The following is a 24,276-nucleotide window of genomic DNA, read 5'->3' as shown; positions in this document are numbered from 1 at the left end:
CGATGGACGGTCCCGAGTGGGTATCGGCGTCGGACCTCGCCGAGTACGCCTACTGCCCCCGGGCCCACTTCTACCGGGACCATCCGCCGCCCGAGGGACCGGCGCGCGGCTCGGGCCGGCGCGCCCGGTCCGGCGCGCGCTACCACGCCCGCACGCTCGCCGCGGAGCGGCGGCGGGCGGAACACGGGGTCGCCTACTGGGGCGCCCTCGTCCTGGGGGTCCTGCTCGTCGTCGGGGCGCTGGCATGGATCTTCCATCCGTAGACACCCTCGCCGCGATCGGGGTCGCGCTCGCCGGCCTCGCGCTGGCGATCACCGCCGCCCGAGCGCTCGCCGCCCGCCGACGGGAGGCAGCCGTCGGCGCCCTCGTGGCGATCGACGCGGGCGCGGCGCTCACCCTGCGCTCGCCCCGGTACCGACTCGCCGGCCGGCCCGACGAGATCCGGCGGCTGCCGGACGGGCGCCTCGTCCCCATCGAGCTCAAGACGCGCGACGCCCCGGCCCGAGGACCCCCGCCGTCGCACCGGGTCCAGCTGGAGGCCTACCTGCTCCTGATCGAGGAGACGACCGGCCGTCCGCCTCCGTACGGACTGCTCCGCTACGGCGACGGCCAGGAGTTCCGGCTGCCGTGGACACCCATCGCCCGCGCGGAGGTCGTGCGGCTGCGCGCCGCGCTCGCGGAGCCGTACGACGGGCGGGCGACGCCCTCGCCGGCGAAGTGCGCGCGCTGCGGCTGGCGCGAGGTGTGCGATGCGAGGGCCCCGGGGTCCTAGGCCGGACTCAACCGCGCCGGAACGCCCAGTAGACCTCGGTGGTGTACGGTAGCTCGACCGTCTCGTGGCCGGCGAGGGTCGGGTCCTGGCGCAGCAGCCGCCGGACGGCCCGCGCCACGGCCCGACGCTGGGCCGGTGGTCGACGAGCGATCGCGCTCACCGAGAGCGTTCGGGCGACGAACGTCTCGCGCGAGCCCGATTGGATGTGGGGGAAGCGGCGCCGGTGCAGGCGCCCGAACCGGTGCCCGCCGGCGAGGAACGCCGGCTTCCATCGGGCCTCCCGCTCGGTCGGGCTCATCCAGCCGAAGCGTGCGACGATCTGCGAGATCCCGCGCGAGAAGGCGGGCCGCTCGTCGCGCGTGTTCCAGATCAGGGCGAGCCCGCCGCTCGGGCGCAGCACCCGGGCGATCTCGCGGAGGGCGGGCCGGGTGCGGAACCAGTGGAACGATTGCGCGCAGACCACCGCGTCGGCCAACCCGCTCGGCAGCGGGATCTCCTCCGCGGTCCCGTCGAGCACCGGGACCTCGGGCACGGCCCGGCGGAATACCCGACGCATGCCGGCCATCGGCTCGACGGCGATTCGTGCCGCGTCGAGAGGGGCGAGCGCTCGGGTGAACTTTCCCGTGCCGCTCCCGAGCTCGACGATCGTCCGCCCGCGCCCGAGGTCGAGTACGCGGCCCAGGTGGCGCACCGCCGGTGCCGGGTAGTCAGGCCGGCCGCGCTCGTAGGCCTCCGCGCCGGTGTCGAATCCGCGGACCTCGGATGGGACCCGGGAACGGGACATGATCGCCCGAGCCCGAGCGGGAGAAAATCCCTGGGGTCGCGGGGCGGGCCGGCGCGAGGAGCTCCCGCGCGTCGCGGGAGGGCCGGACCCGGCCGAGGGCCAGCGCGGGCTCCGCGCGCCGGTCGCCAGAAAGGCTTACCCCCCGGCGGCATTCGGCCCGAGGGATGGCGGAAGGCAACCTCGAGCGGACCCTCGTCCTGGTCAAGCCCGACGGCGTGAAGCGCGGTATCGTCGGGGAGATCCTGACCCGTTTTGAGCGCAAGGGCCTCAAGATCCTCGCGGCCAAGACCCTCCGCGTCGCCCCGGAGCTGGCCCAGCGCCACTACGCCGAACACCAGGGCAAGCCGTTCTACCCGGCCCTGATCCAGCACATCACGTCCGGGCCGGTCTTCGCGATCGCCCTCGAGGGCCGCTCGGCGATACCCGTCGTCCGGCTCCTGACCGGAGCGACGAACCCCCAGACCGCTGCGCCCGGGACCGTGCGGGGCGACCTCGCCCTCGGGCTGACGCCCAACCTGGTCCACGCCTCCGACTCGCTGGAGTCCGCCGCCCGCGAGCTCGCGCTGTACTTCTCGCCCGAGGAGTTCCTCGGCTACTCGCGCATCGGCGAGGAGTACTTCTAGCCCGATGGGGGCCGCGCTCGCGGCGGCGGTGCGCGCGCTCGCTACGGGGGGCCTCGTAGTGTATCCGACCGATACCCTCTACGCTCTCGGGGCGTCCGCTCGCGACCGGACGGCCGTCGCCCGGCTCGTCGCGGCCAAGGGCCGACCCCGCGGCATGCCGATCTCGATCGCGGTGAGCTCGATCGAGGAGATCGAGCCGCTCGCGGAGCTCTCGCCGAAGGCGCGGCGGTTCGTCCGCACGCACCTCCCCGGCCCGTTCACCGTCCTCGCCCGGCCGAGCGCGTCGGCCCGGCGCGCCTTCGCCGACGAGATCGCCGGCGCGCGGCGGACGATCGGCCTAAGGGTGCCCGACCATCCGATCGCGCGCGAACTCGCCCGCCGCGCCGGCCCCGTGATCGCCACGTCGGCGAACCGGCACGGGACCTCTCCGTGCCCCTCGATCGCCGCGGTCCGCCGCACCTTCGGCCCGGCCGTCGCGGTCTACGTCGCCGGCGGGCCACGCCCCTCCGGTCGCCCCTCCGCGCTGGTCGACCTCACCGGGACCGAACCGCGCCCGCTCGCGAGGAGGTGAGATTCGCTGCCGCCCCGCGACGAGCTGGACCGCTGGCGAGCGGCCGGGCGGATCGCCTCCCGGGCCCGGGACCTGGGAGTTCGGCTGACGGTGCCCGGCGCGCGCCGGCGCGACGTCGCCGAGACGGTCGAGGCGTTCATCCGCCAGGCCGGCGCGGCGCCGGCGTTCCCCGTCAACCTCTCGAGGAACGACGAGGCCGCGCATTTCACGCCGGGGCCCGACGACGAGCTCGCGTTCGAGCCCGGCGACGTCGTGAAGGTCGACGTCGGCGCGCACCTCGACGGCGCGATCGCCGACACGGCGGAGACCGTCGAGGTCGGCGGGACGCACCGCTTCGACAACCTGGTGCGCGCGGCCCGCGAGGGGGTCCGCGCTGGGATCGCGGAGGTGCGCGCCGGCGCCGAGGTCGAGGCGGTCGGGCGGGCGGTCGCGGCCGCGATCCGGGCCCGGGGCCTCAAGCCGATCGTCGAGCTCACCGGCCACTCGATCGAGCGCTACCTGCTGCACGCGGGCAAGTCGGTGCCGAACGTGCCCGGTCACGACGGCGGGAGGTTCGTCGAGGGGGAGATCGTCGCGATCGAACCGTTCGCCACCAACGGCCGCGGCTCGATCGAGAACGGACCGTTCGGCAACATCCTGAGGTTCCGCTCCGACCCCGGGCCGGCGGATCCGGTGCTCGCCCGACTGTTCGCGCGCTTCCGCACGCTCCCATTCGCGGTCCGCTGGGCGGAGGGCCCCGAGGAGCGCGCGGCGATCCAGCGCGCCCGACGCTCGCTGCAGTCCTACCCCGTGTTCGTCGAGCGCGGGCACGGGCGGGTCGCCCAGGCCGAGCACACGGTGCTCGTCGCGGCCGGCGGGGCCGAGGTCCTGTCCGCCCCGCTCTCCGAGTGACCGTGGTGCCGTCCGGCGGCTAGCGCCGTCCGGACTCGAAGTCCTCGCGCGCGAGCGCGGCGCCGGCGACCGTCGCCTCGAGCTTGCGCCGAGCGACGTCGAGGCCGCGGGTGCGCAACCCGCAGTCCGGGTTCACCCAGATGCGGGCGGGGTCGCCGAGGTAGCCGACCGCGCGGCGGATCCGATCGGCGACCGTGGCCGGGCGTTCGACCTCGTCGCGGTGCACGTCCACGACCCCGAGGCCGACCTCACGGGTGTCGCCGTAGTCCGCGAGCGCGCGCAGCACCTCGTAGCCGTCCCGACCGTCGCGGTCTCGGTTCGCGAACTCCCAGGCCCACTGCCGGCACCGCTTCGCCTCGAGCAGCTCGGGCAGGAGCGCGCGGTAGTCCGAGTAGCAGATGTGCATCGAGAACTCCGCATCGAGCCCGTCGGTCGCCGCATTGAATCCCTCGACCACGAGGTCCGCCTCGTCCGGGTGCGTGCCCGCGGCCGGTTCGTCGATCTGGATGACCCGACAGCCGTGCTCGATCAGCGCGGCGAGGGTCGGCCGGATCGCCCGGCGGGCGAGGTCGACCACGAAGTCACGTTGCGCGGCCCGCCGCACCGCGCGCCCCTTCCAGCCGCGCTGCCGGGCGAGATAGAACTCGTTGTACGACCAGTCGGCGAGGGTGTAGGGCCCCGTGATCGGGAGCTTCGGCTCGCCGTGCGCGTGCCGCCGCACGAAGTCGAACTCCTCCAGATGGTACGGATGCTCGAGGCGGACCTCGTCGGTGACGGCGGCCTTGAGGTAGTACTTGTTGTCGAAGGAGCGGACGTGGCCCTGGAACTGGAAGCCGCGCATCTGGCGGATCGGGTACTCGTACATCTCGATACGACGGGCCTCGCCGTCGTAGACGCGGGCGAGGCCGGCCCGCTCGAGCAGGCGCAGGGCGAACAGCGCGCCCAGGTCGCGGACGGCCTCGCCCCCGAGCTCGCGCGCGTGACCAGCGAGGAGCGCATCGGCGGCCCCGGGGAGCTCGGAGGCGAAGTGGGTGCGCTCGTTCTCGCGAACGAATTCCGATCGTGCCGACTCGTCGAGCGGCTCGGCGTGCTGGCCGAGGATCTGCCAGCGCGGCTTCATCAGGCTCCCGATCTCCTGCGCCGGGAAGAGCGGGCGGCTCATCGGGGGCCTCCGTCGGCGTCGCCAAGCGCCTGGCGCGCGGCCGCGAGCAGGTGGAGCTTTCGGGTCGCCGGCTCCCACGGAAGCAGATCGAGCGGCGCGCCCGGTCCCAGCCAGATCGCGCTCGGTCGACGGCGCTCGGCGAGCTCCCGCACGATGCGCGCGACCTCGGCGGGGTCCTCGACGAGCGTGGTCCGTGGGTCGATCACCCCGAGTCCGAGGCCCCGTCGCTCGCCGCCGGCCGGAAGCGACTCCCAATCGGTCTCGGCCAGGTCCACGCCGACCCCGCCCACGGGGAGCCGGTCGAGGAGCGGCAGGACGGGGGTGGCGTCCGCGCCGTAGGTCCAGACGAGGGCCGTACCGGGCCCGATCGCGCCCGCGATCGACCGGTACGCGGCGACGACCGCTTCCGCGAGCGCGCCCTCCGGGGGCCGGTCGACGAGCAGCGGTTCGGTGAACTGGAACGCACCGAAGCCGAGGCCGGCGAGCTCGCGGCCTTCCTCCGAGAGCAGGCGCCCGAGCCGATGCACGAGCGCCTCGTCGGCCTCCCCCGAGCGGTTGTCGAGCAGGCCGGCGAACGTGTACGGCCCCGGGAGGATCACCCCGCCACGGGCCGGGTCCGCGCGGGCGGGGAGCGGCAGGCGGGCGGCGATCGCCCCGGGGACCCGGCCCGGCGGCGCGTGGAGGATCGGCTGGCGGTAGAAGGTGTTCGTCTGGAACCAGCGGGTGAGCGGACCCACGCTGAAGCCTTCCCAGGTCTCGGCGAACGGACGGAACAGGTCCATCCAGCGCAGGTAGCCGCCCGTCCGCGTGTCGAGCCCGAGCCGGTCCTCGAGCGCCACGACCTCCGCTTCGGTGCGGGCGAACACCTCCTCGACCGCGTCGGGGCTGGCACGGCCGCGGTCCAGGTCGCGGGTCGCCGCGACGAGCGCCTCGGGCCGCGGGAACGGCCCGGTGAGCCCGGTCCGAACGATCATCGGCGGGACGACCGCGCCACGGGCTTAACGGTACCGCGGTGCGAGCGGAGAAACAGCCTTGCGTCGGGGGAAACCGGTGCTCACTCGGCGAGGTTCGTCCGGACGATCCGGTCGAAGTCGGCGGGCTTCGGGGGCCATCCCTCGGTCATGTACGCGACGAACGCCTCGCGGGTCGGCTGAGCGAGCGCCTCGTTGACCGCGCGCTCGAAGCCGAGGGTCGAGACGTAGCGCTCGCTCAGGGCGTGCCGGGGTCCGTAGTGCGCGGGGTACACCTCGGTCTCGGCCGGCAGACGCAGCAGCTTGTCCGTGAGGCTCTCCCAGAGCCGGTCGGCCGAGCCATCCCCGAGGTCGGTGCGGCCGCAGGATCCCAGCAAGAGCGTGTCGCCGGTGAAGATCTTGTCCCGCACGCCGAGCGTGAGGTGGTCGCGCGTATGGCCCGGGGTCTCCAGCACCCGGATCTCCTCGCGCCCGAACGCGAGCGCGGCGTCCTCGCTCAGCGCGTGGTGCGGGTACTCGGCGGGCGAGCGGTGGCTGACGTAGATCGGGGCCGAGGTCGCCGCGTGCAGTGCGGCGTGCCCCGCCAGATGGTCAGCGTGCGTGTGGGTCTCGAGGATCGCGCGCAGCTGCCAGTCCTCCTCGTGCAGGAGCTCGAGGTACGGCCCGACCTCCCGGCCGGGGTCGACGATGACCGCCGCGCGCTCCACGGGGTCCGCGAGAAGGTACGCGAGGCAGCCCGAGTCGGGTCGCGGTATCTGGCGAACGACCAGATCGAGGCCGCCCGCATCGAGGTCGTAGCGCGCGATCGCCGGATCGGCGACCCGCGCGTACTCGTCGAGACCTCCCTCGAGCGCGACCGCGAGCGGGAACCCGCGGGCCTGGAGGAACTCGGTCGCCTGGCGCGCGCGGGCACCGAACTGATCGTACGCGACGATGGCGCGGTCCCGGGGCAGCGAGGCGAGCGCGGCGGGCAGGGCTTCGAGCGGGACGGAGCGGTCGCCGGAGAGATGGGCGATCGCTCGCTCGGCGGCCGGGCGCACGTCGAGCAGGTAGGGCGGCGAGGGGCCCTCGAGCAACCGGCGCAGTTCGCACGGCGCCACGAGCGGGGCCGCGCCCGCCCGGGGCGGGCGGAAGAACGGATGCGGCAACGGGCTCGTGCCGGCGGCCATCGACCGAGCCGTCATCGCGGCCCGGCGTATTTATACTCGGGCTTGCCCGCGGTTTACGGGACCGCCGGGCGGCCTCGAAGGCGGCCGACAATCGCCGAACCCGGCCATCGTCTCCCCGCAAATCCTTAAGTGCGGGGCGCTCGGTGCGCGCTCATCCAGATGGCCGAGAGCACCGCGGCCCCGGTCGACGACGGCCGGGCCGGCCGGCGGAGCGCGAGGCCGCGACGGACCGCGGACGCGGAGGGCAAGACCGACGCGCTCGGTCGGCGCGCGGTCGCCCTCAGCCGATTCTACCAGGGCAAAGTGGAGACCGTTCCGAAGGTGCCGGTGCGCTCGCTCCACGACTTTGCCCTGTGGTACACGCCCGGGGTCGCGGAGGTCTCTCGGACGATCCGCGACGATCCGGACCAGTCGTTCGAGCTCACAGGCCGCTGGAACACGATCGCGATCGTCACGGACGGCTCGCGGGTGCTCGGCCTCGGCGACATCGGTCCGGCCGCTGCCCTGCCGGTCATGGAGGGCAAGGCGCTCCTGTTCAAGTGGCTCGGCGGGGTCGACGCGGTCCCGCTGCCGATTCGGGCGGGCGCGCCCGAGGAGTTCGTCGCGACCGTCGAGCGGATCGCCCCCGCGTTCGGCGGGATCAACCTGGAGGACATCGCCTCGCCGAAGTGCTTCGGCATCCTCGAGGCGCTCCAAGAGCGCCTGCCGATCCCGGTCTGGCACGACGACCAGCTCGGGACCGCGGCCGCCACGATCGCCGGGCTCCTCAACGCGCTCGAGCTCACGCACCGCTCGATCCGCTCCGTCCGCACGGTGCTCCTCGGCGCCGGGGCGGCGAACCTCGCCACCGCCCGGCTCCTGCTCGCGCTGGGGCACGACCCGCACCGTCTCACGCTCGTCGACCACAAGGGGGTCCTCTACGCCGAGCGGGAGGACGTCGACGAGCTGATGGTGCGCAACCCCTGGAAGTACCGGCTCGCCCTCCGCACGAACGGCGGCGGCCGGACCGGAGACCTCTCCGACGCCCTCGCCGAGGCGGACGTGCTCCTCGCCGCGTCGACGCCCGATCCGAACACGGTCCGGCCCGAGCACCTGCGGCGAATGGCGCGCGAGCCGATCGTCTTCGCGCTGGCGAACCCGGTCCCGGAGATCTGGCCCGAGACCGCGACCGCCGCCGGCGCCGCGATCGTGGCGACCGGCCGCAGCGACTTCCCGAACCAGGTCAACAACTCGCTGATCTTCCCGGCGGTGTTCCGCGGGGTCCTCGACGCGCGGGCGCGCGCGATCCCCGACGAGATCGTTCTCGCGGCCGCGAAGGAGCTCGCGCGGCGGGCCCGAGAGCGCGGGCTCTCCGCCTCGCACCTCTTGCCCACGATGGAGGAGACGGACGTCTTCCCGCACGTCGCGGCCGCGGTCGGCGACGCGGCCGTCGCCCTCGGGATCGCGGGCCGCCGGCGCTCGCACGAGGAGTTCCTCGAGCGGGCCCATGCGATCATGGGGCGGTCGAGCCGTCTCGTGCGCGCGCTCGCGCGCGCCCGCCTGACGCCCGCGATGCCGAGCGTCGGCGCGCTCGGTGGAGGCCGGCGGTGAGCGCGAGCGCCGACGCCGGTCCGTCGGAGACCCCCGCGATCCCGATCCACCTGCGTCCGGCGCGGGCCGCCGACATCCCGGCGATCGTCCCGCTGCTCCTGCGGCTCAAACGCCTGAACGAGGAGTTCGACCCGCTCCTCAAGGTGCGGGAGGACGCGGAGGCGCAGGCGAGCCAGCTCCTGCTCTCGCAGCTGGACGATCCCCGGTCGATCCTGCTCGCGGCCGAGGGCGTCGGGGCGGACAAGGACAAGGTCGTCGGCTTCGTGCGGGCCCAGGTCCGGGAGCGGCCGTTCTACACGCCGGAGCACGAGGGCGTCATCACCGACATCTACCTGTTGCCGCTCTACCGCCGCCGCGGGGTCGGCGAGTACCTCCTGCGCGAGATCTCGAGCGCGCTCAAGGCGAAGGGCGCCGGTGTGGTGGTCGCCGAGTTCCCCGCCCAGAACGAGATCGCGATCCGCTTCTACGCCAAGCGCGGCTTCCGGCCGATCCAGCTGCTGCACGCGCGCCAGCTCTGAGCGAGCCCGGGCGCCGGCAAGGACGATAAGGGGCCCGCCGCTGCTCGCGCGATGACCGACCTCGCGGAGAAGGCCGAGGCGTTCCGGCGGCTCCACCTCGGGAGCCGACCGTTCGTGCTGCCGAACGCCTGGGACGTCCCGAGCGCCCGGATCTTCGAGGACGCGGGATTTCCGGCGGTCGCGACCTCGAGCGCCGGCGTCATGGTCTCGCGGGGGTACCCCGACGGCGAGCGGATGCCCAGGCGCGAGCTGCTCGACGTGGTCGGGCGGATCGCGCGCGCCCTCCGAGTCCCGCTGAGCGCCGACCTGGTCTCGGGCTACGGTCGGGGCCCGCGCGCGGTCGCGCGGACGGTCCGTCAGGCCGTCACCTCCGGTGCGATCGGGATCAACCTCGAGGACCTAACCCCGACGCACGACGGCCTCCTGCGCGTCCCGGCCCAGGTCCGCAAGATCCGGGCGATCCGGGAGCTCGCCGGCGAGATCGGGGTGCCGATCGTGATCAACGCGCGCACCGACGCGCTCCGTCATGCGCCGGGCGAACCGGCGGCCCAGCTGCGGGAGGCGATCCGGCGCGCGAGCGCGTATCGGGACGCGGGCGCGGACTGCGTCTACCCCATGGGGCTCACGGATGCCGCGTCGATCGAGACGTTCGTGGGCGCGGTCGGCGGGCCGGTGAACGTGATGGTCCGCCGGGGGCTCCCGAGCCTCGCCGAGCTCGAGCGCCTCGGGGTGAAGCGGGTGAGCTTCGGCCCGAGCGCCTCCTACGCGGCCCTGGGTCTGCTCAAGCGAGTGAGCGCCGACGTGCTCGAGCGCGCGAGCTTCGACTCGCTCCTCGAGGGCGCGATCTCGTTCGACGAGCTCAACCGCCTCGCGCTCCCGCGCTCCGCCCCGGCGTCGCCCCCGAGCTAGCCGATCCGCCGGTGCGGCGCCGCGAACGTTAAAAGCGGCCGGCCGCCTCGGCGCCGCATGCCCAAATCCCCGGCGGCCGCGACGCTCGCCGCGCCGAAGTTCCTGCGTCGCGGCAAGGTGAAGGAGGTCTACGAGATCTCGCCGACCGAGCTCGAGTTCCGGTTCACGAACGACATCTCGGTGTTCGATAAGCACGTCCCGAGCGAGATCCCGCACAAGGGCGAGACCCTCGCGCGCACCGCGGCCCACTGGTTCGGCCTCTGCGACCGCCTCGGCGTGCGCCACCACTTCCTGGGCCTCGCCGGGCCCACCGCCATGCGGGTGCGGCGGGTCCGGGTAGTGCCGGAGCCGGCGACCCTCGGCCCGCGCCCGACCCGCTACCTGGTGCCGCTCGAGCTGATCGTCCGCTACTACCTCGCCGGTTCGATGTGGGACCGGGTCAAGTCCGGTGCCGTGAGCCCGAAGGACCTCGGCTTCGCGAGCGACGCGAGCCTCGAGTACGGGGTCCGTCTCCCCGAGCCGCACTTCGAGGTCACGACCAAGCTCGAGCCGATCGACCGATTGCTTCCGATCCCCGAGGCGCTGGCGCTCGCGGCGATCGACCGCCGCCAGCTCGACGAGATCCGGGAGACGATCCTCAAGATCGACGCGGCGATGCAGCGGGAGATCGGGCCCCGGGGTCTCCTGCACGTCGACGGGAAGAAGGAGTTCGGGATCGACGAGTCGGGCGCGTTGATGGTCGTCGACACGTTCGGCACCGCCGACGAGGACCGCTTCTGGGACAAGGACGCCTACGATCGGGGCCGGCAGGTCGACTTCTCCAAGGAGTTCGTCCGCCAGCACTACCGCAGCACGGGCTACTACGACGCCCTCTCGAAGGCCCGCGCGGCCCACGCCGCCGAGCCGCCGATCCCCCCGCTCCCGCCGCTGCTCGTCGACGAGGTCAGCCGCCTGTACACGACCGTCTTCCAGCGCCTCACCGGGGAGCCGTTCAGCGCGGGCGCGCGGTAGGCACCTTTCACCGTTTCGGGACCCCTCCCGCACGCTTATCCCCCCGGGTCCGGTCGTCCGGGCGTGCCATCGAAGAGCGGACGCGCGGTGAGCGCCGAGGCCCTGCCCGAGCCGAGGGCGGAGGTCGCGCTCGAAGACCTTCCGGGCATCGGAACGACGACCGCCGAGAAGCTGCGCGAGGCCGGCTACACGGACCTGATGGAGCTCGCGGTCGCCTCGCCGGGCGACGTCGCCGAAGCGGCCGAGATCGGCACGGCGATCGCGCAGAAGATCATCGGCGAGGCCCGCCGCAAGGCGGACGTCGGCCAGTTCGAGAGCGGGACGACCCTGCTCGAGCGCCGCAAGAAGCTCGGCCGGGTCACGACCGGCGCGAAGGCGCTCGACGAGCTGCTCGGCGGCGGTGTCGAGACACAGGCGATCACCGAGTTCTCCGGCGAGTTCGGCAGCGGGAAGACCCAGCTCGCGCACCAGATCGCGGTCAACGTCCAGCTGCCCGCCGACCAGGGCGGCCTGGGCGGCGAGGCGGTCTACATCGACACGGAGAGCACCTTCCGCCCCGAGCGCATCGTCGATATGGCCAAAGGCAGCGGCGTCGACCCCGGTGCCGCGCTCGAGCGCATCCACGTCGCCCGGGCGTTCAACTCGAACCACCAGATGCTCCTGGTGCAGAAGGCGCAGGAGCTCGCGCGCGAGCGGCCGATACGGCTGCTGGTCGTCGACTCGTTGACGGCGCACTTCCGCAGCGAGTACGTCGGTCGCGCGGAGCTCGCGCCCCGCCAGCAGCTGCTGAACCGCCATCTCCACGAGCTCCTGCGCTTCGCGGATACCTACAACGCGTCGATCGTCGTCACGAACCAGGTCTCGGCCCGCCCCGACATCCTGTTCGGCGACCCGACCCGCCCGATCGGCGGGAACATCGTCGCCCACGCGGCGACCTACCGGGTCTACCTGCGCAAGTCGAAGCCGCCGCGGCGGATCGCGCGCCTGATCGACTCCCCGAACCTGCCCGAGGGCGAGGCGGTCTTCTCGCTCACGGGCGAGGGGATCCGCGAGTAGCGGCGACGCCCGGCGCGTCGAGCCGCTTGGCCAAGAGCACGTTCGTCGGCGCGTAGCCGAGCCGGGCGTAGAGCGCCTGCGCGGCGACGTTGACGCCGAAGACGTGGAGCGCGATGCGGTCGGCGCCCCGCTGCCGCACCGCCGCCTCGACGAGCCCGAGCGCCTCGGAGCCGTAGCCGCGGCGCCGGTGGGCCGCGTCGATCCCGATCCAGAAGACGAACACCTGCGGCCGCCCGGTCTCGGTCCTCAGATGGTACCACAGCTCCCCGACGCGCCCGCCGTGCGCGTCGTGGATCGTGTAGAGGAAGTGGTTCGGCGTGGCGATGCCGATCGGCAACCGGCGCCGGTGCTCCTCGCGCGAGCGCTCGAGCGCCTCCCCCTCGCTCCATTGACCATCCCGGACGTGGTCCGCCGCGTAGGCGGGGATCGAACGCGCCAGGTAGCGCTCGAGCTCCTCGGACGTCATCGGCTGCAGCCGGATCATGGTCGACGAGCGGGCGCGCGCCGCCCGGTCTCCGGCGGGCCGACCCGCCGCAGCGCGGTCGCCTTGATGTACAGGTAGACCCGGACGCCCGCCGAGAGCGCGAGCTCTCGGACCGTCTCGCCCGTGAGGGCGACCCGGACCCGGGTTCCGCCGAGGCGCACGGCGAGCGTCCGGCCGGAAGCACCGGCCGCGGGGCCGATCGACACGATCCGCGCTGCCACCACGTTGCGCGCGCTCGACGGGAAGCGACGTCGGGCGACGACGATCGCTTCCGGGTCGAGCGCGACCCGGATACGCTCGCCCTCCGCGGCCCGGAAGGCGACCTTCAGGGTCAGTGCCGGGCCGATGGTCACCTCGGGCGGCGGGCCGGCGCGGTAGGTCCCCGCGAGCAGGTTGGGCCGGGCGAGCGAGCCGGTCGGTCGTGCGTCGAGGAGCTCGACCACCTCGAACCCACCCCGCGCGATGCGCTCGCCGAGCGGAGTGAGGGTCGTGCGGCCGTGCTCCGGACCCCCGCGCCGGCCGCGCGCGACGGGACCCCCGAAGGCGCGGGCGAGGCGCTCGAGGCGATAGACCGCGAGATCGCGTGAGACGCCGACGCGATGGCTCGCGGCGACCACCGAGCGCTCCTCGCCGATCGAGCGCAGGAGCGCGATGTCCGTGCTGCTGACCCGGCTCGGGCGGCTCATGCACCGGTCTCCGGCGACCCGCCGCGAGCGGCAAGGCCCAGCGGGCGGAGGTCCGCCGCGTCCAGATCGAAGCGCACCCGGTGGCCGGCGGCGGGGATGGAAGCCGTCACCGGCGCCGGGATCCGAAGGGCGAGCGTGAGGGTATCGACGCGGGCCGAGATCGCGATCCCTTCCGGTGTCGGGCGGGCGGCGCGCACGACCGCCTCCCAGCCCCCCGCGGCCCCCTCGCCCGGGGTCAGGAGCGGTCGGCCGAAGGCGACTCCGTCCGGTCCCGCGCGCTCGCGCAGCCACGCCGTCAACGAGCCGGGTGCGCCGCCGGCGAGCGCGGCGGGCTCGAGGACGTTCTCGTAGCCGACGAAGCGGGCCGTGAACCCGTCGAACGGGGCCGCGAGGAGCTTGGCCGGCGCTCCCCAGAACCGGACCCGGCCCTGGTGCAGCACGAGGAACTGGTCGGCGACGGAAAAGGCGAGCGCCGGGTCGTGGGTGACGACGACGACCGGGACCTGGGCCGCCTCGCGCAGCTCCGTGAAGACGAGACCGAGATCGTGCTGGGCCGCGACGTCGAGGCCCTGCCACGGCTCGTCCCAGAGCACGAGCTCGGGATCCGCGGCCAGCGCGCGCGCGAGCGCGACGCGCTCGGCCTCTCCGCCGCTGAGCTGCGCCGGCCGCCGGCGCGCGAGCGGGGCGATGCCGAAGCGCTCGAGGAGCGGTCGGACATGGCGCACCGCCTCGACGTCCCCGCGCAGCTCGAGCGGGTAGCTGACGTTCCGCTCGACGGTGCGGTGCGGCAGCAGCCCGAGCCCCTGCGGGACGTAGCCGAGCCGGCGGGCCTCGGGAGGGGAGCCCGTGATGTCCGCGCCGTCCCGCCGGATGCGGCCGGCGCTGGGCGGCACGAAGCCCGCGAGGGTCCGCAGGAGCGTCGTCTTGCCGGCGCCGGAGGTCCCCAGCAGGGCCACCGCACGGCCGGGACGCAGCGTGAGGTCGACCGGTCCGAGCGCGAACGACTCGAGACGGGCCGCGAGCCCCGCGACCTCCCAGGCCGTCACGGCAACAGCTCCCCGCGCCGCCACGGGACCCAGCCCGAGCGCTCGCCGATGCGGATCACGAGGAAGATGGCGAAGGCGATGAGGAGGAACAGCGAGCTCGTCGCGGCCGCGTCCCCGAGGTCGCCGGACTGGAAGAGATTGTAGACGAGCACGCTGAGCGTGCTCGTCACGGGGCCCGTGTACGGGCCGCCGGGGTAGACGGTGTAGGCGAGGATCAGGATACCGCCGATCTCGCTGACCGCCCGGGCCCAGGTGAGCAGGAGACCCGCGACGATCCCGCGCAGCGCGAGCGGGAAGGAGACGGTCAGGAACGCGTTCGCCGGTCCGGCGCCGAGAGAGCGGGCCGCCTCGAGGACGCGCGGATCGATCGCGCGGAACGCCAGATCCGCGGCGAGCACCGTGTACGGCGCGCTGACGAACACCATCACCAGCACGACGCCCCAGATCGTGTCGTAGATGGGAAAGCCGATCGCGTTCGTGAAGCGGAACAGCGGCGAGCCCGGGATCACGAGGAAGAACAGCCCGAGCCCGACCAGCAGGTGGGGCACGACGACGGGCAGCGCGACGACGGACTCGACGACGCTGCGGCCTCGGAAGCGGCGTCGCGCGAGCAGGTAGCCGAGCGGGACGGCGAACACCACCGCTGCGAGAACGGCGATCCCCGAGGCGAAGAGCGTGAGCCAGATCGCGGCCCCGACCGCCGGGTTCGTCGCAGCGGCCAGGATGCGGGTCGGCCCCGCCCAGGCGAACAGGGCGTAGATGGGGAGTAGAAAGAGCAGGAGCAGCGAGCCGCCGAGAACGATCTGCAGCGCGAGCCACGGGCGGCCCGCGCGCAGCGGAGATCGCACGGGGGCGCTCGCGCGCCCCGGACTCAGGTGAGGAACGGTGTCGCCCACGCCGGTAGCCCCGTGACGTCAGGGGCAAGGAGTCCCGGCACTTTGCTGGGCTGGTCGGTCCACCCGGGGAAGATCGGGGTCCAGGCCCCGCCCTGGGCGAGGATCGCGCTCCCTTGCGGGGACAGCAGCAGGTGGAGGAACAACAGGCCGAGCGCCGCGTTCTGGGCGTTCAGCGGCACCGTGGCCGCGAAGAGGATCGGCGCGGGATGCACGGTCGCCAGCGCGCCCGAGGAGGAGAGGATCTGCGTTCCCGGCAGCCCGGCGTAGGCCGTGAGCGCCGTCGAGTTGTTCGATCCGAGCCCTACGATCGGGTCGAGCAGGACGTACGGCAGGTGGTTCTGGATCGCGACCGCCTTGTAGGTGATCACCGCCGAGACGACGCCGGTCTCGATCAGGCTGGCCGCGTGCGACTCGTGCTCGAGGATGGTGGTGCTCGGGTTCGGGGTGGCGTAGCTGCCCGGCGCGCCGCTGTAGAAGTCGCTGTAGTAGTCGGAGATCCCCGAGCCGTAGTACTGGCCCTGCAGCATCAGGCTGAAGATCTCGTTGTAGCCGTTCGGGTCGGTCGACGCGTTCCAGATGCCCAGCCGGGCGGAGCCGCCGTTCGCGGTCTCGGTCGCGAGCTTCTCTGCCCAGTTCGCCGAGTCGATCCCCGCGTAGGCGGGGAGGCTCGCGTTGTAGATCAGGACCTCCTGGGTCTGCGCGAAGACGACCTCGTAGTTCGCGTAGGTGGGGTAGAGGAGCTGGGGCGCGAGGCGGAAGTCCGCGAGCGCTGCGACATCGACTCGCAGCGATTGCGACGTGATGCCGGAGGTCACGTCCAGCGAGCCCTCGTAATCCTGGGCCGCGAGCGGCGCCGAGATGCCGGGCGTCTCGTTGACGAGAGCGCTCGCGAGCTCCGGGAAGGTGATGGTCAGAGTCCCGGCGGCGCCGATCGACAGGGTGTTGTTGGCGACGGTGCCGGTCGCGGCCGGCGAGCCGCGGTACTCGTAGCCCGCGTAGAAGCCGATCCCTCCGACGGCGGCGGCGACCACGATCACGACGACGATCCAGACCGGGGTCGTCGCGGCCATCGTTCGTGCGGGAGGGGGCGCGGCCGTCGGAGGGGGGACGGAAGAGGCCATCGATGTGGCAGTTCCCCCCATCGGATAATGGTTGCGCGACGAGACCCCGAGCGACGGGGCCTTACAGCTCCCGGCGGCGGTCCGGCGGGAAGTAGAGGCGGTAGGCGCGACCGACGAGCGCGCGGCGGGGTACCGGGCCGAACCGCCGGCTGTCCCGGGCCCGCTCGCCCGCGTCGCCGCGCACGTCCACGAGCTCGGTCGCGGGATCGTACGCCGCGACGCGCTTGATCAACCAGCGCTCGCGTGCCGCTGGGTCGACGAGCACGACGACGTCCCCGACCCGCGGGGGCGCGGACCGGTAGGCGCGGGGATCGAGCAGCAGTCGGTCTCCGGGCCGGAGCGTGGGGCGCATGCTCTCGTCCGCGACGACCACCCGCCGGCTCCTCCAACGGCGGAGTGGCGAGGTCCGCGCCGGCACCTTTATCGGCCTCCCCGAGCCTGCCCCGCCATGTCCGCCCGCGCTCCCTCGCTCGCTCTGGTCGAACGCCTCTGGGACCTCGTGCATCCGCCGCGCACGGTCTACGCCCACTGCGACATTCCGTGCGGTATTTACGACCCGCACGAGGCGCAGATCGCGGCGCTCACCGTCGTTCGGATGGATCAGCTGATCGCGGAATCGACGCCCCCCGCGATGGACGCGAAGCCCGAGGACCGCAAGGAGTTCATGTCGAAGCTCGCCCGGTACACCTCGGTCAAGGAGACGCATGCCGAGCGCGTGAAGGGCGAGATCCGCGTGATCTGGGGCGACTACTTCACGCCGGACCATGCCAAGCAGTTCCCGCAGGTTCACGACCTCGTCTGGCGGATCATGAAGGGCGCGTCGAAGGCGCGCCAGGGCACGAACCTCGCGGACGCCCAGGACCTGCTCAAGCTCGTCCAGGAGTTCGCGGAGGTCTTCTGGCAAACGAAGGGCTCGAAGACCCGTCGGGTGCCGTCGATGCAGAAGGCCGGCGGCGAGCTCGTCGTTCCGGCCTAGGGTCCGCTCGGGTGCCGCATCGGCCGTCGGCCGGGAGGTCCTGGCCGTGACCGGGACCGTCGCGCTCGACGGACGGAGCCTGGGCCGGGAGCAGTTCGTCGCGATCGTCCGCGGCGCGGTGCCGGTCGCGGTCGCGCCCTCGGCGCGGGCCGCCTGCGACGCGAGCCGCGCGGCGGTCGAACGCGCGATCGCCCAATCGCGGGCGGTCTACGGCGTGACCACCGGCTTCGGCGGGCTCTCGCACCAGGCCGTGCCGGTGGAGAAGTCGCGCGAGATCCAGGCCTCCCTGGTCCGCAGCCACGCGAGCGGCACCGGGCCCGCCCTGCCCTCCGATCTCGTGCGGGGCCTGGTCCTCCTGCGCCTCAACTCGCTCGCGCGCGGGCACTCCGGCGTGCGGCCGGAGCTCCTCGACCGCCTGGTCGCGGTGCTGAACCGCGGTCTGGTCCCGTGGGTGCCCGAGCAGGGGAGCGTCGGCGCCTCCGGGGACCTCGCCCCGCTCGCCCACCTTGCGCTGGCGCTCACCGGCGAGGGATCGTTCGTGGACCCCGGCACGGGCGCCCGGCGACCGGCCCGAGATGTCCTCGCCGCCGAGGGGATCGCTCCGCTCGAGCTCGCCGCCAAGGAAGGGGTCGCCCTGCTCAACGGCACCTCGCTGATGGCGGCCTACCTGGCCCTCGCGGTGGAGGACGCCCGGCGGCTCCTCGATGCGGCGCTGGTCGCGGTCGCGCTCTCGTTCGACGCCCTCGAAGCCGAACCCGGCCCGCTCGACGACCGTCTCGGGGAGGTGCGGAACTCGCCGGAGCAGCGCTGGGTCGCCGGGGCCCTGCGGCAGCTGCTCGCGGGCTCGTCGCTCGCCGTCGCGCGGCGTACCTGGGCCGGCCAGGACGCCTACACCCTCCGCTGCGTTCCGCAGGTGCTCGCGGCGGTGCGCCTCGCGATCGATTTCGCCGAACGGATCGTGGGGCCGGAGCTGAACGCGGTCACCGACAATCCCGTGGTCTTCGGGGAGGAGTTCATCAACGGCGGGAACTTCCACGGCCAGCCGCTCGCGCTCGCGCTCGACACCCTCGGCGTCGGCACCGCCTACCTCGCCGCGTTCTCCGAGCGGCGGATCGCACGGCTCCTCCATCCCGCGCTGAACCGCGGTCTCACGGCGTTCCTCGCGCCGGAGCCCGGCGCCAGCTCCGGCTTCATGATCCCGCAGTACCTCGCCGCGGCGCTCGTCAACGAGAACGCGACGCTCGCGCACCCCGCCAGCGTCGGCAGCCTGCCGACGTCCGCCGACCAGGAGGACTTCGTCAGCATGGGGCCCTGGGCCGGTGCCAAGCTGCGGCGGATACTGGCGAACAGCCACCGGGTGGTCGCGGTGGAGTGGCTGGTGGCCGGCGAGGCGCTCGAGCATCGTCGGCCGAAGAGCGGCGGCGTCGGTAGCGAAGCCGCGCTCCGCGCCCTCCGCGCCCGGGTCGCGGCGCTCGCCGCGGATCGCAGCCTCTCCGACGATATCGAACGGGTGGCCGGGGGGATCGCGAGCGGGGAGCTCGTGGGCGCGGTGCGCGCGGCCGTGCCGTTCTAGGCGGCCGGGCTCGGGGGCGGCGCGCTCGCGGCACCCGCGACGGCGGCCGCGGTCGGGAAGCGCACCATCTGCCCGCACGACGGGCAGGTGTACTCGCTCACGCCCCGGTGCCGCAGCGGCGTGCGGCACTTCGGACACGGGATCGGCTGGGCGGTCACCCAGGCCGCGAACATCTCCTGGGCCCGACGGTCACCGAGGGCCGCGGCCGGCGCCGCGCCGTCGATCGCCGACGCCGGCGGCGCGGTCGCGCGCGGTTCCGGGGTCGGGGCGCGGTACGGCGCGGTGGCGGTCTCGCCGGCCGCCGCGATCCGCGCGGAGGAGAGCCGGCCGCAGCTCGGACAGACCGCGAGGCTCGCGGTCCCGGTGGACTGGAGTGGCACGTGGCAGCTGGGACACAGGCTCTTGAGGCCCGCGGGGGTCAGCACCGGGCCGGGGGCGCCGGGAAGCCGGGGCGCGCGCTCGGCGGGCCGGGGCTCGGAGGTCGCGGGCGCCGGCACGGGCGGGACGAACAGCGGCCTCGCCCAGCGGACGGCGCGGCGGCCGGGGTCGTAGGCGACCAGGGTGCCCGGACGGGCGAGCTCGTGGGCGAGGACGCGCTGGGTCTTGTGCTCCCTCCAGGACAGCGCGGCCGCGAGCCCGGGCACGCTGGTGGTGCCGAGCGACTGGACGGCGGAGCGCAGGCGCTCGAGATCCTCGTCCGAGGGACCGAACAGACCCGCCATCGTCGCGGACCTGCCGCGTTCGTCAAAAGAACCTATCGTCCGAAAGGAAGCGACAGGGAAGGCACCGGTGGGGCGTCTCCAGGTCTCTTGGACGGTGCCACCAAGAGCCCGCCGCCACCGATGCCCGAGGCCAACGAACGGAAAACAGCGGCCGACTATATAGTTATCCAGTCCCCCGGACGATGGAGGGTGGGGGCGCCCGGAGCCTCCGAGGGGGGGGTCCCGGTCGTGGTGGGGCCGGCGCCAGGCGTAAGCCCCTGCGGCGGTGTGCGCCCCCGTGGACCCCCGAACGGCTTCGCTCGCCCGGGTCGTCCGCGGCGAGGTCTCCGCGGACCCCGCGGACCTAGAGCGATGCGGGCGGGACGGCTCTCACGTCGTCGGCCGGCCCTCCGTGGTCTTCCGGCCGCGCGACGCCGACGATCTCGCCGTCGCCGTCCGCTGGGCGGCGGTCCGCCGCATTCCGGTCGTCGCCCGCGGGGCCGGGACCTCGCTGGATGGCGAGTCCGTCCCCGTTCGGGGCGGGATCGTCGTCGACCTCGCGGCCTGGAATGAGATCCGGGAGATCGATCCCATCGGGCGATGGGCGCGCGCGGGTCCCGGTACCCCCAACCGAACGCTGCAGCGTGCGCTCGCGTCCCACCATCTGTTCTTCCCGCCCAACCCGGGTTCCTGGGCCGCCTCCACCCTCGGCGGGAACGTCGCGACGAACGCCTCGGGACCCCGATCATTCCGCTACGGCCCCACCCGGACCTGGATCCGTGCGGTCGATCTCGTGCTCGGGACGGGGACCCGCACCCGCTGGGGCTCGCTCGCCGCCAAACGGTCGGTCGGCCCCGACCTGCTCTCGGTGTTCGTCGGTAGCGAGGGCACCCTGGGGATCGCGACCGAGATCACGGTGCGGCTCGCCGCGCGACCTCCCGTGCGGCGCGGGTTCGCGGTGCCGATGACCGAGTCGGCGTCGCTCGGCCGCGTGGCGATCGCGCTCGCGTCCGCGCCGGGCACGGGGCTCAGCGCGATCGAGTACCTCGATCCCGATTGCTGCGCGTCGCTCGGCCTGTTACCGACGTCCCTGGGCTGCGGCTCCGCTGGCCTCTTGCTCGAGATCGAGGCGGGCGATCCCGAGGAGGCGACCGTTCGCGAGGATCGAGTGCTGCGCGTCGCTCGGGGGGCGGGCGTCGTCGGACCCCCGGTCCGCTACGCGGACTCCGACCGCCTGTGGGACCTGCGGGGCCGCGCAAGCGTGGCGCTCGATCGCCGGGTGGGGGAGCGCCTCCGCGAGGACGTGGCGGTGCCGCTCCGAGCGATCGACCGGCTCTGCGCGACGATCCGAAGGATCGCGAGGCGGGAAGCGGTGCCGGTCTACCTGTTCGGCCACCTCGGCGAAGGGAGCCTCCATCCGAATTTCGTGGTCGATCCGCGCTCCGCGGCCGCTCGCCGGATCCGGGCCGACTTGCTGCGCGCGTCGCTCGCGCTCGGCGGCACGATCAGCGCCGAGCACGGGATCGGGGTGCTGAAGGCGCCGTTCCTGACGGAGGAGGTCGGGGCGCCGGGACTCGCCGTGCTGCGAGCGATCAAGCGGGCGTGCGACCCGGCGGGGATCCTCAACCCCGGGAAGCTGTACCCGGCGCGAGCCGCCGCGCGATCTTCTCGGTCGCCTTCGGGATCGGGAGGGCGAACAGCTCGCTCGGGGACACCCAGCGGCGGTCCTCGCCCATCCTCCGGCCGCGGCCCCCGGCACGTCGTCCCTCGAAAACGTGGAGCTCGACCGTGAAGTGGCTGTAGGCGTGGCGCACGACCCCGGCCCGCCGCAGCTCGCGGACCGCCAGTCCGGTCTCCTCGCGCAGCTCGCGCCGCGCCGCCGCACCCGGGGCCTCGCCGGGAGCGATCTTCCCGCCGGGAAACTCCCACAGCCCGCCGAGAAGACCCGCCTCGGGCCGCCGCTGCACCAGCCAGCGTCCCCGGTCGCGCAGGACGACGACCGCCGCGCGGACATGCGGGCGCCTCGCCGCCCGCCGGCGGCGCGGGTAGCGCGCCGGCGCATCGGTCTCCCGAAAGGCCCGGCACCCGAAGGAGACGGGGCAGGCGTCGCAGCCCGGAGCGATCGGAAGGCAGACCGTCTCGCCGAGTTCCATGAGCGCCTCGTTGAACGTTCCGGCGGGACCCGGCGGCCGGGCCGCCTCCAGGGCGCGCTCCAGCCGCGCCCGGACCCTGGGGGTCCTCGGGTCTCCGGCCTCGCGGGTCCAGCGGGCGGCGACGCGCAGCCCGTTGGCCTCGACGGCGAGGACCGGCGCATCGAAGGCGAGGCTCGCGATCGCACGGGCCATGTACGGCCCGATCCCGGGCAAGCGCTCGAGCGACGCGACGTCGTGGGGGAGGCGTCCTCCCGCCTCGACGGCAAGCTGCTGGGCCGCCGCATGGAGGTGACGTGCCCGCGCATAGTAGCCCGCGCCCTGCCAGGCCTTCAGCACGTCCGCGAGCGGCGCGCGCGCGAGCGCGCGCACGTTCGGGAACCGTGCGACGAACCGCTCGAAATAGCGCGTCGCCTGCGCCACCCGCGTCTGCTGCAGCAGCGCCTCGGCGACCCAGATGCGGTACGGATCGCGACCGGCCCGCCACGGAAGCGCGCGCCGGTGGGTGCGGAACCAGTCGAGGAGCGCCGGGCCGAGCGCCGCGGATCGGCCCGGCGCGCGCGGCGGGGCCGCAGGGCGCCTCACGGGGATCGGCCACCTCACGAACCGCATGTTTAAAGGGCCCTTCCCGCTCGAAGCGCGGAGGAAGGCGGCGTGACCGAGCGTCCGGGCCCGGTACGGGTGAACGACGAGACGTTCGAGGCCGAGGTCCTCCGCTCGCCGTTCCCGGTCGTCGTCGACTTCTACGCCGACTGGTGCGTCCCGTGCCGGGTCACCGTGCCGATCGTCCGGGACCTCTCCGAACGCCTCGCCGGCCGGGTCAAGTTCGCGATGGTGGACGTCGACGAGGCGGCGATCGTCACCCGGTCGTACGGGATCCACTCGATCCCCACCTACGTGTTCGTGAGCGAGGGGCACGAGCGCGGCCGCGAGGTCGGTCCGGTCGACCCGGTCGCCTTCCGCGCGATCCTGCGGCGCCTGTTCGCGGCCGACGACGGGGCTAGTGTCGAAAGACCCGCCAGCCGGTGAAGTACATCGCGATCCCATAGCGCTCGGCCGCCGCGATCACCTCGGGGTCGCGGACGCTGCCGCCGGGCTGGATGATCGCGCTCACGCCCGCCCGTCCGGCGGCCTCGACCCCGTCCGGGAACGGGAAGAACGCATCCGACGCGAGCACGGCACCGCGCGCCCGCTCGCCGGCGACCTCGCAGGCGAGCTCGACCGCCTTGACGCGCGTCGGCTGGCCGGAGCCGATCCCGACGGTCCGAGCGCCCTGCGCGAGCACGATCGCGTTCGACTTCGCGTGCCGGACCACGCGCCAGGCGAAGTCGAGGGCGCATGCGGCCTCCGGGCGTACCGGCGCCCCGGTGACCTGGCGGAAGTCCGACGGGGCGAGCTCCCGCTGGTCGACCTCCTGCAGCAGGAGTCGGTCGAGCGCGCTCTTCGCTTCCCAGGCCGCCGCCCCCGCGATCGGGGGTTCGGCCCGCACGACCTTCAGCTTCGTCCGATGGCCGAGGGAGGCGAGGGCGGCGACGTCGAACGCCGGCGCGGCGAACAGGTCGACGAAGATCCCCTTCAGCGCGACCGGATCGTCCGGCCCGAGGGGGCGGTTGACCGCGATCGCGCAGCCGTACCGGGCGACCGGGTCCGTTTCGATCGCGCGCTCGAGGGCCTCACGGACCGTCGTGCCCGAGGCCACGCCGCACGGGGTCGCGTGCTTCACCACGGCCGCGCTCGGGCCCGGGAACTCCGCGACGATCGCGAGCGCCGTGTCGACGTCGAGGAGGTTGGTGAAGGAGAGCGCGTCGCCCTTCACGACCGCGAAGGGCCGAGGCTGGAAGCCCGCCCCTACCGGGCCCGCCCCCCGGTACGCCGCGGCGCGCTGATGCGGGTTCTCTCCGTAGCGCAGGCGCAGCGGCTCGCGGCGGAGCACGAGCTCCTCCGGGAACGGGCCGTCGTCGGGAACGGGGGGGCCGCTCCCCAGCGCGCCGGCGATCGCGCGGTCGTAGTCGCTCGTGCGCCGGAACGCGGCGCTCGCGAGCCGCGCCCGAGTGGTCGCCGTTACGCCGCCGTGGGCGCGCATCTCGGCGAGCAGCCCCGGGTAGTCCGCCGGATCCATCACCACCGACACCCAAGCGTGGTTCTTCGCGGCGGCCCGGGCGAGCGTCACGCCGCCGATGTCGATGAACTCCTCCCGGTCCGCCGCCGGCTCGGCGAGGTGGCGCTCGAACGGGTAGAGGTTGGTGACGACCAGGTCGAACGGGCGGAGGCCCCGCTCGGCGAGCTCCCGCTGCCCGGCGTCCGTGCGGGGCGCGAGGATCCCGCCGAGCAGCGCGGGATGCAGGGTCTTGATGCGCCCGCCGAACCAGGCGGCGATCCCCGTGAGCTCCTCGGCCGCGCCGACGCTCACGTCGGCCTCCGCGAGCGCGCGGCGGGTCCCCGCGGTGGCCCACAGCTCGACGCCGAGCTCGAGCAGTCCTCGCGCCAAGTCGGCCAGGCCCTGCTTGTCGTCGACCGACAGGAGCGCCCGCGCCACGCGGACGGTGGGCTCGGCCTCCGGTGCCACGCTCCTTACCCGGAACGGGGAGGGAAGGAGAGAGATAAGGGTCGCGGCGC

General features: G+C 73.9%; 26 protein-coding genes and 1 pseudogene. 14 read left to right on the top strand and 13 right to left on the bottom strand.

Going from position 1 to position 24,276, the window contains the following annotated elements; translation table 11 throughout:
* The first annotated feature begins 2 nt into the window (after positions 1–2).
* Together VEL82_03965 and VEL82_03960 are read left to right on the top strand one after the other, a co-directional pair.
* Positions 3–263: a hypothetical protein gene (locus tag VEL82_03965; GenBank protein HXW67017.1), complete on the top strand. Its 261-nt coding sequence runs from the start codon at positions 3–5 to the stop codon at positions 261–263.
* A complete protein-coding gene (locus tag VEL82_03960; GenBank protein HXW67016.1) occupies positions 245–772 on the top strand; it encodes a PD-(D/E)XK nuclease family protein in 528 nt (175 codons plus the stop codon). Before VEL82_03965 ends, VEL82_03960 begins: the two co-directional genes overlap by 19 nt.
* A gap of 7 nt (positions 773–779) precedes the next feature.
* Here the strand turns inward: VEL82_03960 and VEL82_03955 are convergent, their stop codons facing one another.
* Positions 780–1,556, bottom strand: coding sequence for a class I SAM-dependent methyltransferase (locus VEL82_03955; GenBank protein ID HXW67015.1), 777 nt, complete (start codon positions 1,554–1,556; stop codon positions 780–782).
* A 164-nt stretch (positions 1,557–1,720) separates the two neighbouring features.
* Here VEL82_03955 and ndk point away from each other — a divergent pair, with 164 nt between their 5' ends.
* The 3 genes from ndk to map are packed head-to-tail and all read left to right on the top strand — an operon-like array spanning position 1,721 to position 3,641.
* Positions 1,721–2,179 (top strand): nucleoside-diphosphate kinase, encoded by a 459-nt coding sequence (ndk, locus tag VEL82_03950; protein HXW67014.1) that lies wholly within the window; start codon positions 1,721–1,723, stop codon positions 2,177–2,179.
* 4 nt (positions 2,180–2,183) lie between these two features.
* A complete protein-coding gene (locus VEL82_03945) occupies positions 2,184–2,750 on the top strand; it encodes an L-threonylcarbamoyladenylate synthase (GenBank protein ID HXW67013.1) in 567 nt (188 codons plus the stop codon).
* A 6-nt stretch (positions 2,751–2,756) separates the two neighbouring features.
* Complete coding sequence (map, locus tag VEL82_03940) at positions 2,757–3,641, top strand: type II methionyl aminopeptidase (GenBank protein ID HXW67012.1); 885 nt, start codon at positions 2,757–2,759, stop codon at positions 3,639–3,641.
* A gap of 19 nt (positions 3,642–3,660) precedes the next feature.
* On the opposite strand, the gene VEL82_03935 is transcribed toward map, so the two are convergent.
* From VEL82_03935 to VEL82_03925, 3 genes are all read right to left on the bottom strand, one after another.
* Positions 3,661–4,803, bottom strand: a complete 1,143-nt coding sequence (locus VEL82_03935; protein ID HXW67011.1) for a hypothetical protein — start codon at positions 4,801–4,803, stop codon at positions 3,661–3,663.
* Positions 4,800–5,777 carry a hypothetical protein gene (locus tag VEL82_03930; protein ID HXW67010.1) on the bottom strand — a complete coding sequence of 326 codons (978 nt, stop codon included), beginning with the start codon at positions 5,775–5,777 and terminating at the stop codon, positions 4,800–4,802. The genes VEL82_03935 and VEL82_03930 overlap by 4 nt, the downstream gene beginning before the upstream one ends.
* 80 nt (positions 5,778–5,857) lie before the next feature.
* Entirely contained in the window at positions 5,858–6,943 is a 1,086-nt protein-coding gene (locus VEL82_03925) for an MBL fold metallo-hydrolase (GenBank protein ID HXW67009.1), read from the bottom strand.
* A gap of 159 nt (positions 6,944–7,102) precedes the next feature.
* On the opposite strand from VEL82_03925, the gene VEL82_03920 reads away from it, so the two are divergent.
* The 5 genes from VEL82_03920 (at position 7,103) to radA (ending at position 12,027) form a co-directional block, all read left to right on the top strand.
* Positions 7,103–8,533, top strand: coding sequence for an NADP-dependent malic enzyme (locus VEL82_03920; protein HXW67008.1), 1,431 nt, complete (start codon positions 7,103–7,105; stop codon positions 8,531–8,533).
* Positions 8,530–9,051 (top strand): GNAT family N-acetyltransferase, encoded by a 522-nt coding sequence (locus VEL82_03915; GenBank protein ID HXW67007.1) that lies wholly within the window; start codon positions 8,530–8,532, stop codon positions 9,049–9,051. The genes VEL82_03920 and VEL82_03915 overlap by 4 nt, the downstream gene beginning before the upstream one ends.
* A 51-nt stretch (positions 9,052–9,102) precedes the next feature.
* A complete protein-coding gene (locus VEL82_03910; protein HXW67006.1) occupies positions 9,103–9,960 on the top strand; it encodes an isocitrate lyase/phosphoenolpyruvate mutase family protein in 858 nt (285 codons plus the stop codon).
* Between the two features lie 57 nt (positions 9,961–10,017).
* Positions 10,018–10,971, top strand: coding sequence for a phosphoribosylaminoimidazolesuccinocarboxamide synthase (locus VEL82_03905; GenBank protein HXW67005.1), 954 nt, complete (start codon positions 10,018–10,020; stop codon positions 10,969–10,971).
* Positions 10,972–11,073: 102 nt separating this feature from the next.
* Positions 11,074–12,027, top strand: a complete 954-nt coding sequence (gene radA / locus VEL82_03900) for a DNA repair and recombination protein RadA (protein HXW67004.1) — start codon at positions 11,074–11,076, stop codon at positions 12,025–12,027.
* Here radA and VEL82_03895 read toward each other — a convergent pair.
* From VEL82_03895 to VEL82_03870, 6 genes are all read right to left on the bottom strand, one after another.
* Entirely contained in the window at positions 12,002–12,493 is a 492-nt protein-coding gene (locus tag VEL82_03895) for a GNAT family N-acetyltransferase (protein HXW67003.1), read from the bottom strand. The two genes, radA and VEL82_03895, sit on opposite strands and share 26 nt — an antisense overlap.
* 14 nt (positions 12,494–12,507) lie before the next feature.
* Complete coding sequence (locus VEL82_03890) at positions 12,508–13,197, bottom strand: TOBE domain-containing protein (protein ID HXW67002.1); 690 nt, start codon at positions 13,195–13,197, stop codon at positions 12,508–12,510.
* Positions 13,194–14,243 carry an ABC transporter ATP-binding protein gene (locus VEL82_03885; protein ID HXW67001.1) on the bottom strand — a complete coding sequence of 350 codons (1,050 nt, stop codon included), beginning with the start codon at positions 14,241–14,243 and terminating at the stop codon, positions 13,194–13,196. Before VEL82_03885 ends, VEL82_03890 begins: the two co-directional genes overlap by 4 nt.
* Positions 14,240–15,091, bottom strand: a complete 852-nt coding sequence (locus VEL82_03880; protein HXW67000.1) for an ABC transporter permease — start codon at positions 15,089–15,091, stop codon at positions 14,240–14,242. The genes VEL82_03885 and VEL82_03880 overlap by 4 nt, the downstream gene beginning before the upstream one ends.
* A gap of 23 nt (positions 15,092–15,114) precedes the next feature.
* On the bottom strand, positions 15,115–16,209 hold the full coding sequence (locus VEL82_03875; protein ID HXW66999.1) for a substrate-binding domain-containing protein: 1,095 nt from the start codon (positions 16,207–16,209) through the stop codon (positions 15,115–15,117).
* A gap of 112 nt (positions 16,210–16,321) precedes the next feature.
* Positions 16,322–16,633, bottom strand: a complete 312-nt coding sequence (locus VEL82_03870; protein ID HXW66998.1) for a S26 family signal peptidase — start codon at positions 16,631–16,633, stop codon at positions 16,322–16,324.
* A 75-nt stretch (positions 16,634–16,708) separates the two neighbouring features.
* Here VEL82_03870 and sodN point away from each other — a divergent pair, with 75 nt between their 5' ends.
* Complete coding sequence (gene sodN / locus VEL82_03865) at positions 16,709–17,236, top strand: superoxide dismutase, Ni (GenBank protein ID HXW66997.1); 528 nt, start codon at positions 16,709–16,711, stop codon at positions 17,234–17,236.
* Between the two features lie 46 nt (positions 17,237–17,282).
* Positions 17,283–18,809: a histidine ammonia-lyase gene (gene hutH / locus VEL82_03860; GenBank protein ID HXW66996.1), complete on the top strand. Its 1,527-nt coding sequence runs from the start codon at positions 17,283–17,285 to the stop codon at positions 18,807–18,809.
* Here the strand turns inward: hutH and VEL82_03855 are convergent.
* On the bottom strand, positions 18,806–19,531 hold the full coding sequence (locus tag VEL82_03855; protein HXW66995.1) for a hypothetical protein: 726 nt from the start codon (positions 19,529–19,531) through the stop codon (positions 18,806–18,808). The genes hutH and VEL82_03855 overlap by 4 nt on opposite strands.
* Positions 19,532–19,796: 265 nt before the next feature.
* On the opposite strand from VEL82_03855, the pseudogene VEL82_03850 reads away from it, so the two are divergent.
* Positions 19,797–21,089, top strand: a pseudogene (locus VEL82_03850) (FAD-binding oxidoreductase).
* A gap of 43 nt (positions 21,090–21,132) precedes the next feature.
* Here the strand turns inward: VEL82_03850 and VEL82_03845 are convergent.
* A complete protein-coding gene (locus tag VEL82_03845) occupies positions 21,133–22,245 on the bottom strand; it encodes an NUDIX domain-containing protein (protein ID HXW66994.1) in 1,113 nt (370 codons plus the stop codon).
* Between the two features lie 69 nt (positions 22,246–22,314).
* Here VEL82_03845 and VEL82_03840 point away from each other — a divergent pair, with 69 nt between their 5' ends.
* Positions 22,315–22,689, top strand: a complete 375-nt coding sequence (locus VEL82_03840) for a thioredoxin domain-containing protein (protein HXW66993.1) — start codon at positions 22,315–22,317, stop codon at positions 22,687–22,689.
* Here VEL82_03840 and purH read toward each other — a convergent pair.
* Positions 22,661–24,226, bottom strand: a complete 1,566-nt coding sequence (gene purH, locus VEL82_03835; GenBank protein ID HXW66992.1) for a bifunctional phosphoribosylaminoimidazolecarboxamide formyltransferase/IMP cyclohydrolase — start codon at positions 24,224–24,226, stop codon at positions 22,661–22,663. The genes VEL82_03840 and purH overlap by 29 nt on opposite strands.
* Positions 24,227–24,276 lie beyond the last annotated feature (50 nt).

Source organism: Thermoplasmata archaeon, assembly GCA_035622275.1.
Lineage (GTDB): Archaea > Thermoplasmatota > Thermoplasmata > Lutacidiplasmatales > UBA184 > Lutacidiplasma.
This window is presented reverse-complemented; position numbering and strand designations above follow the sequence as displayed.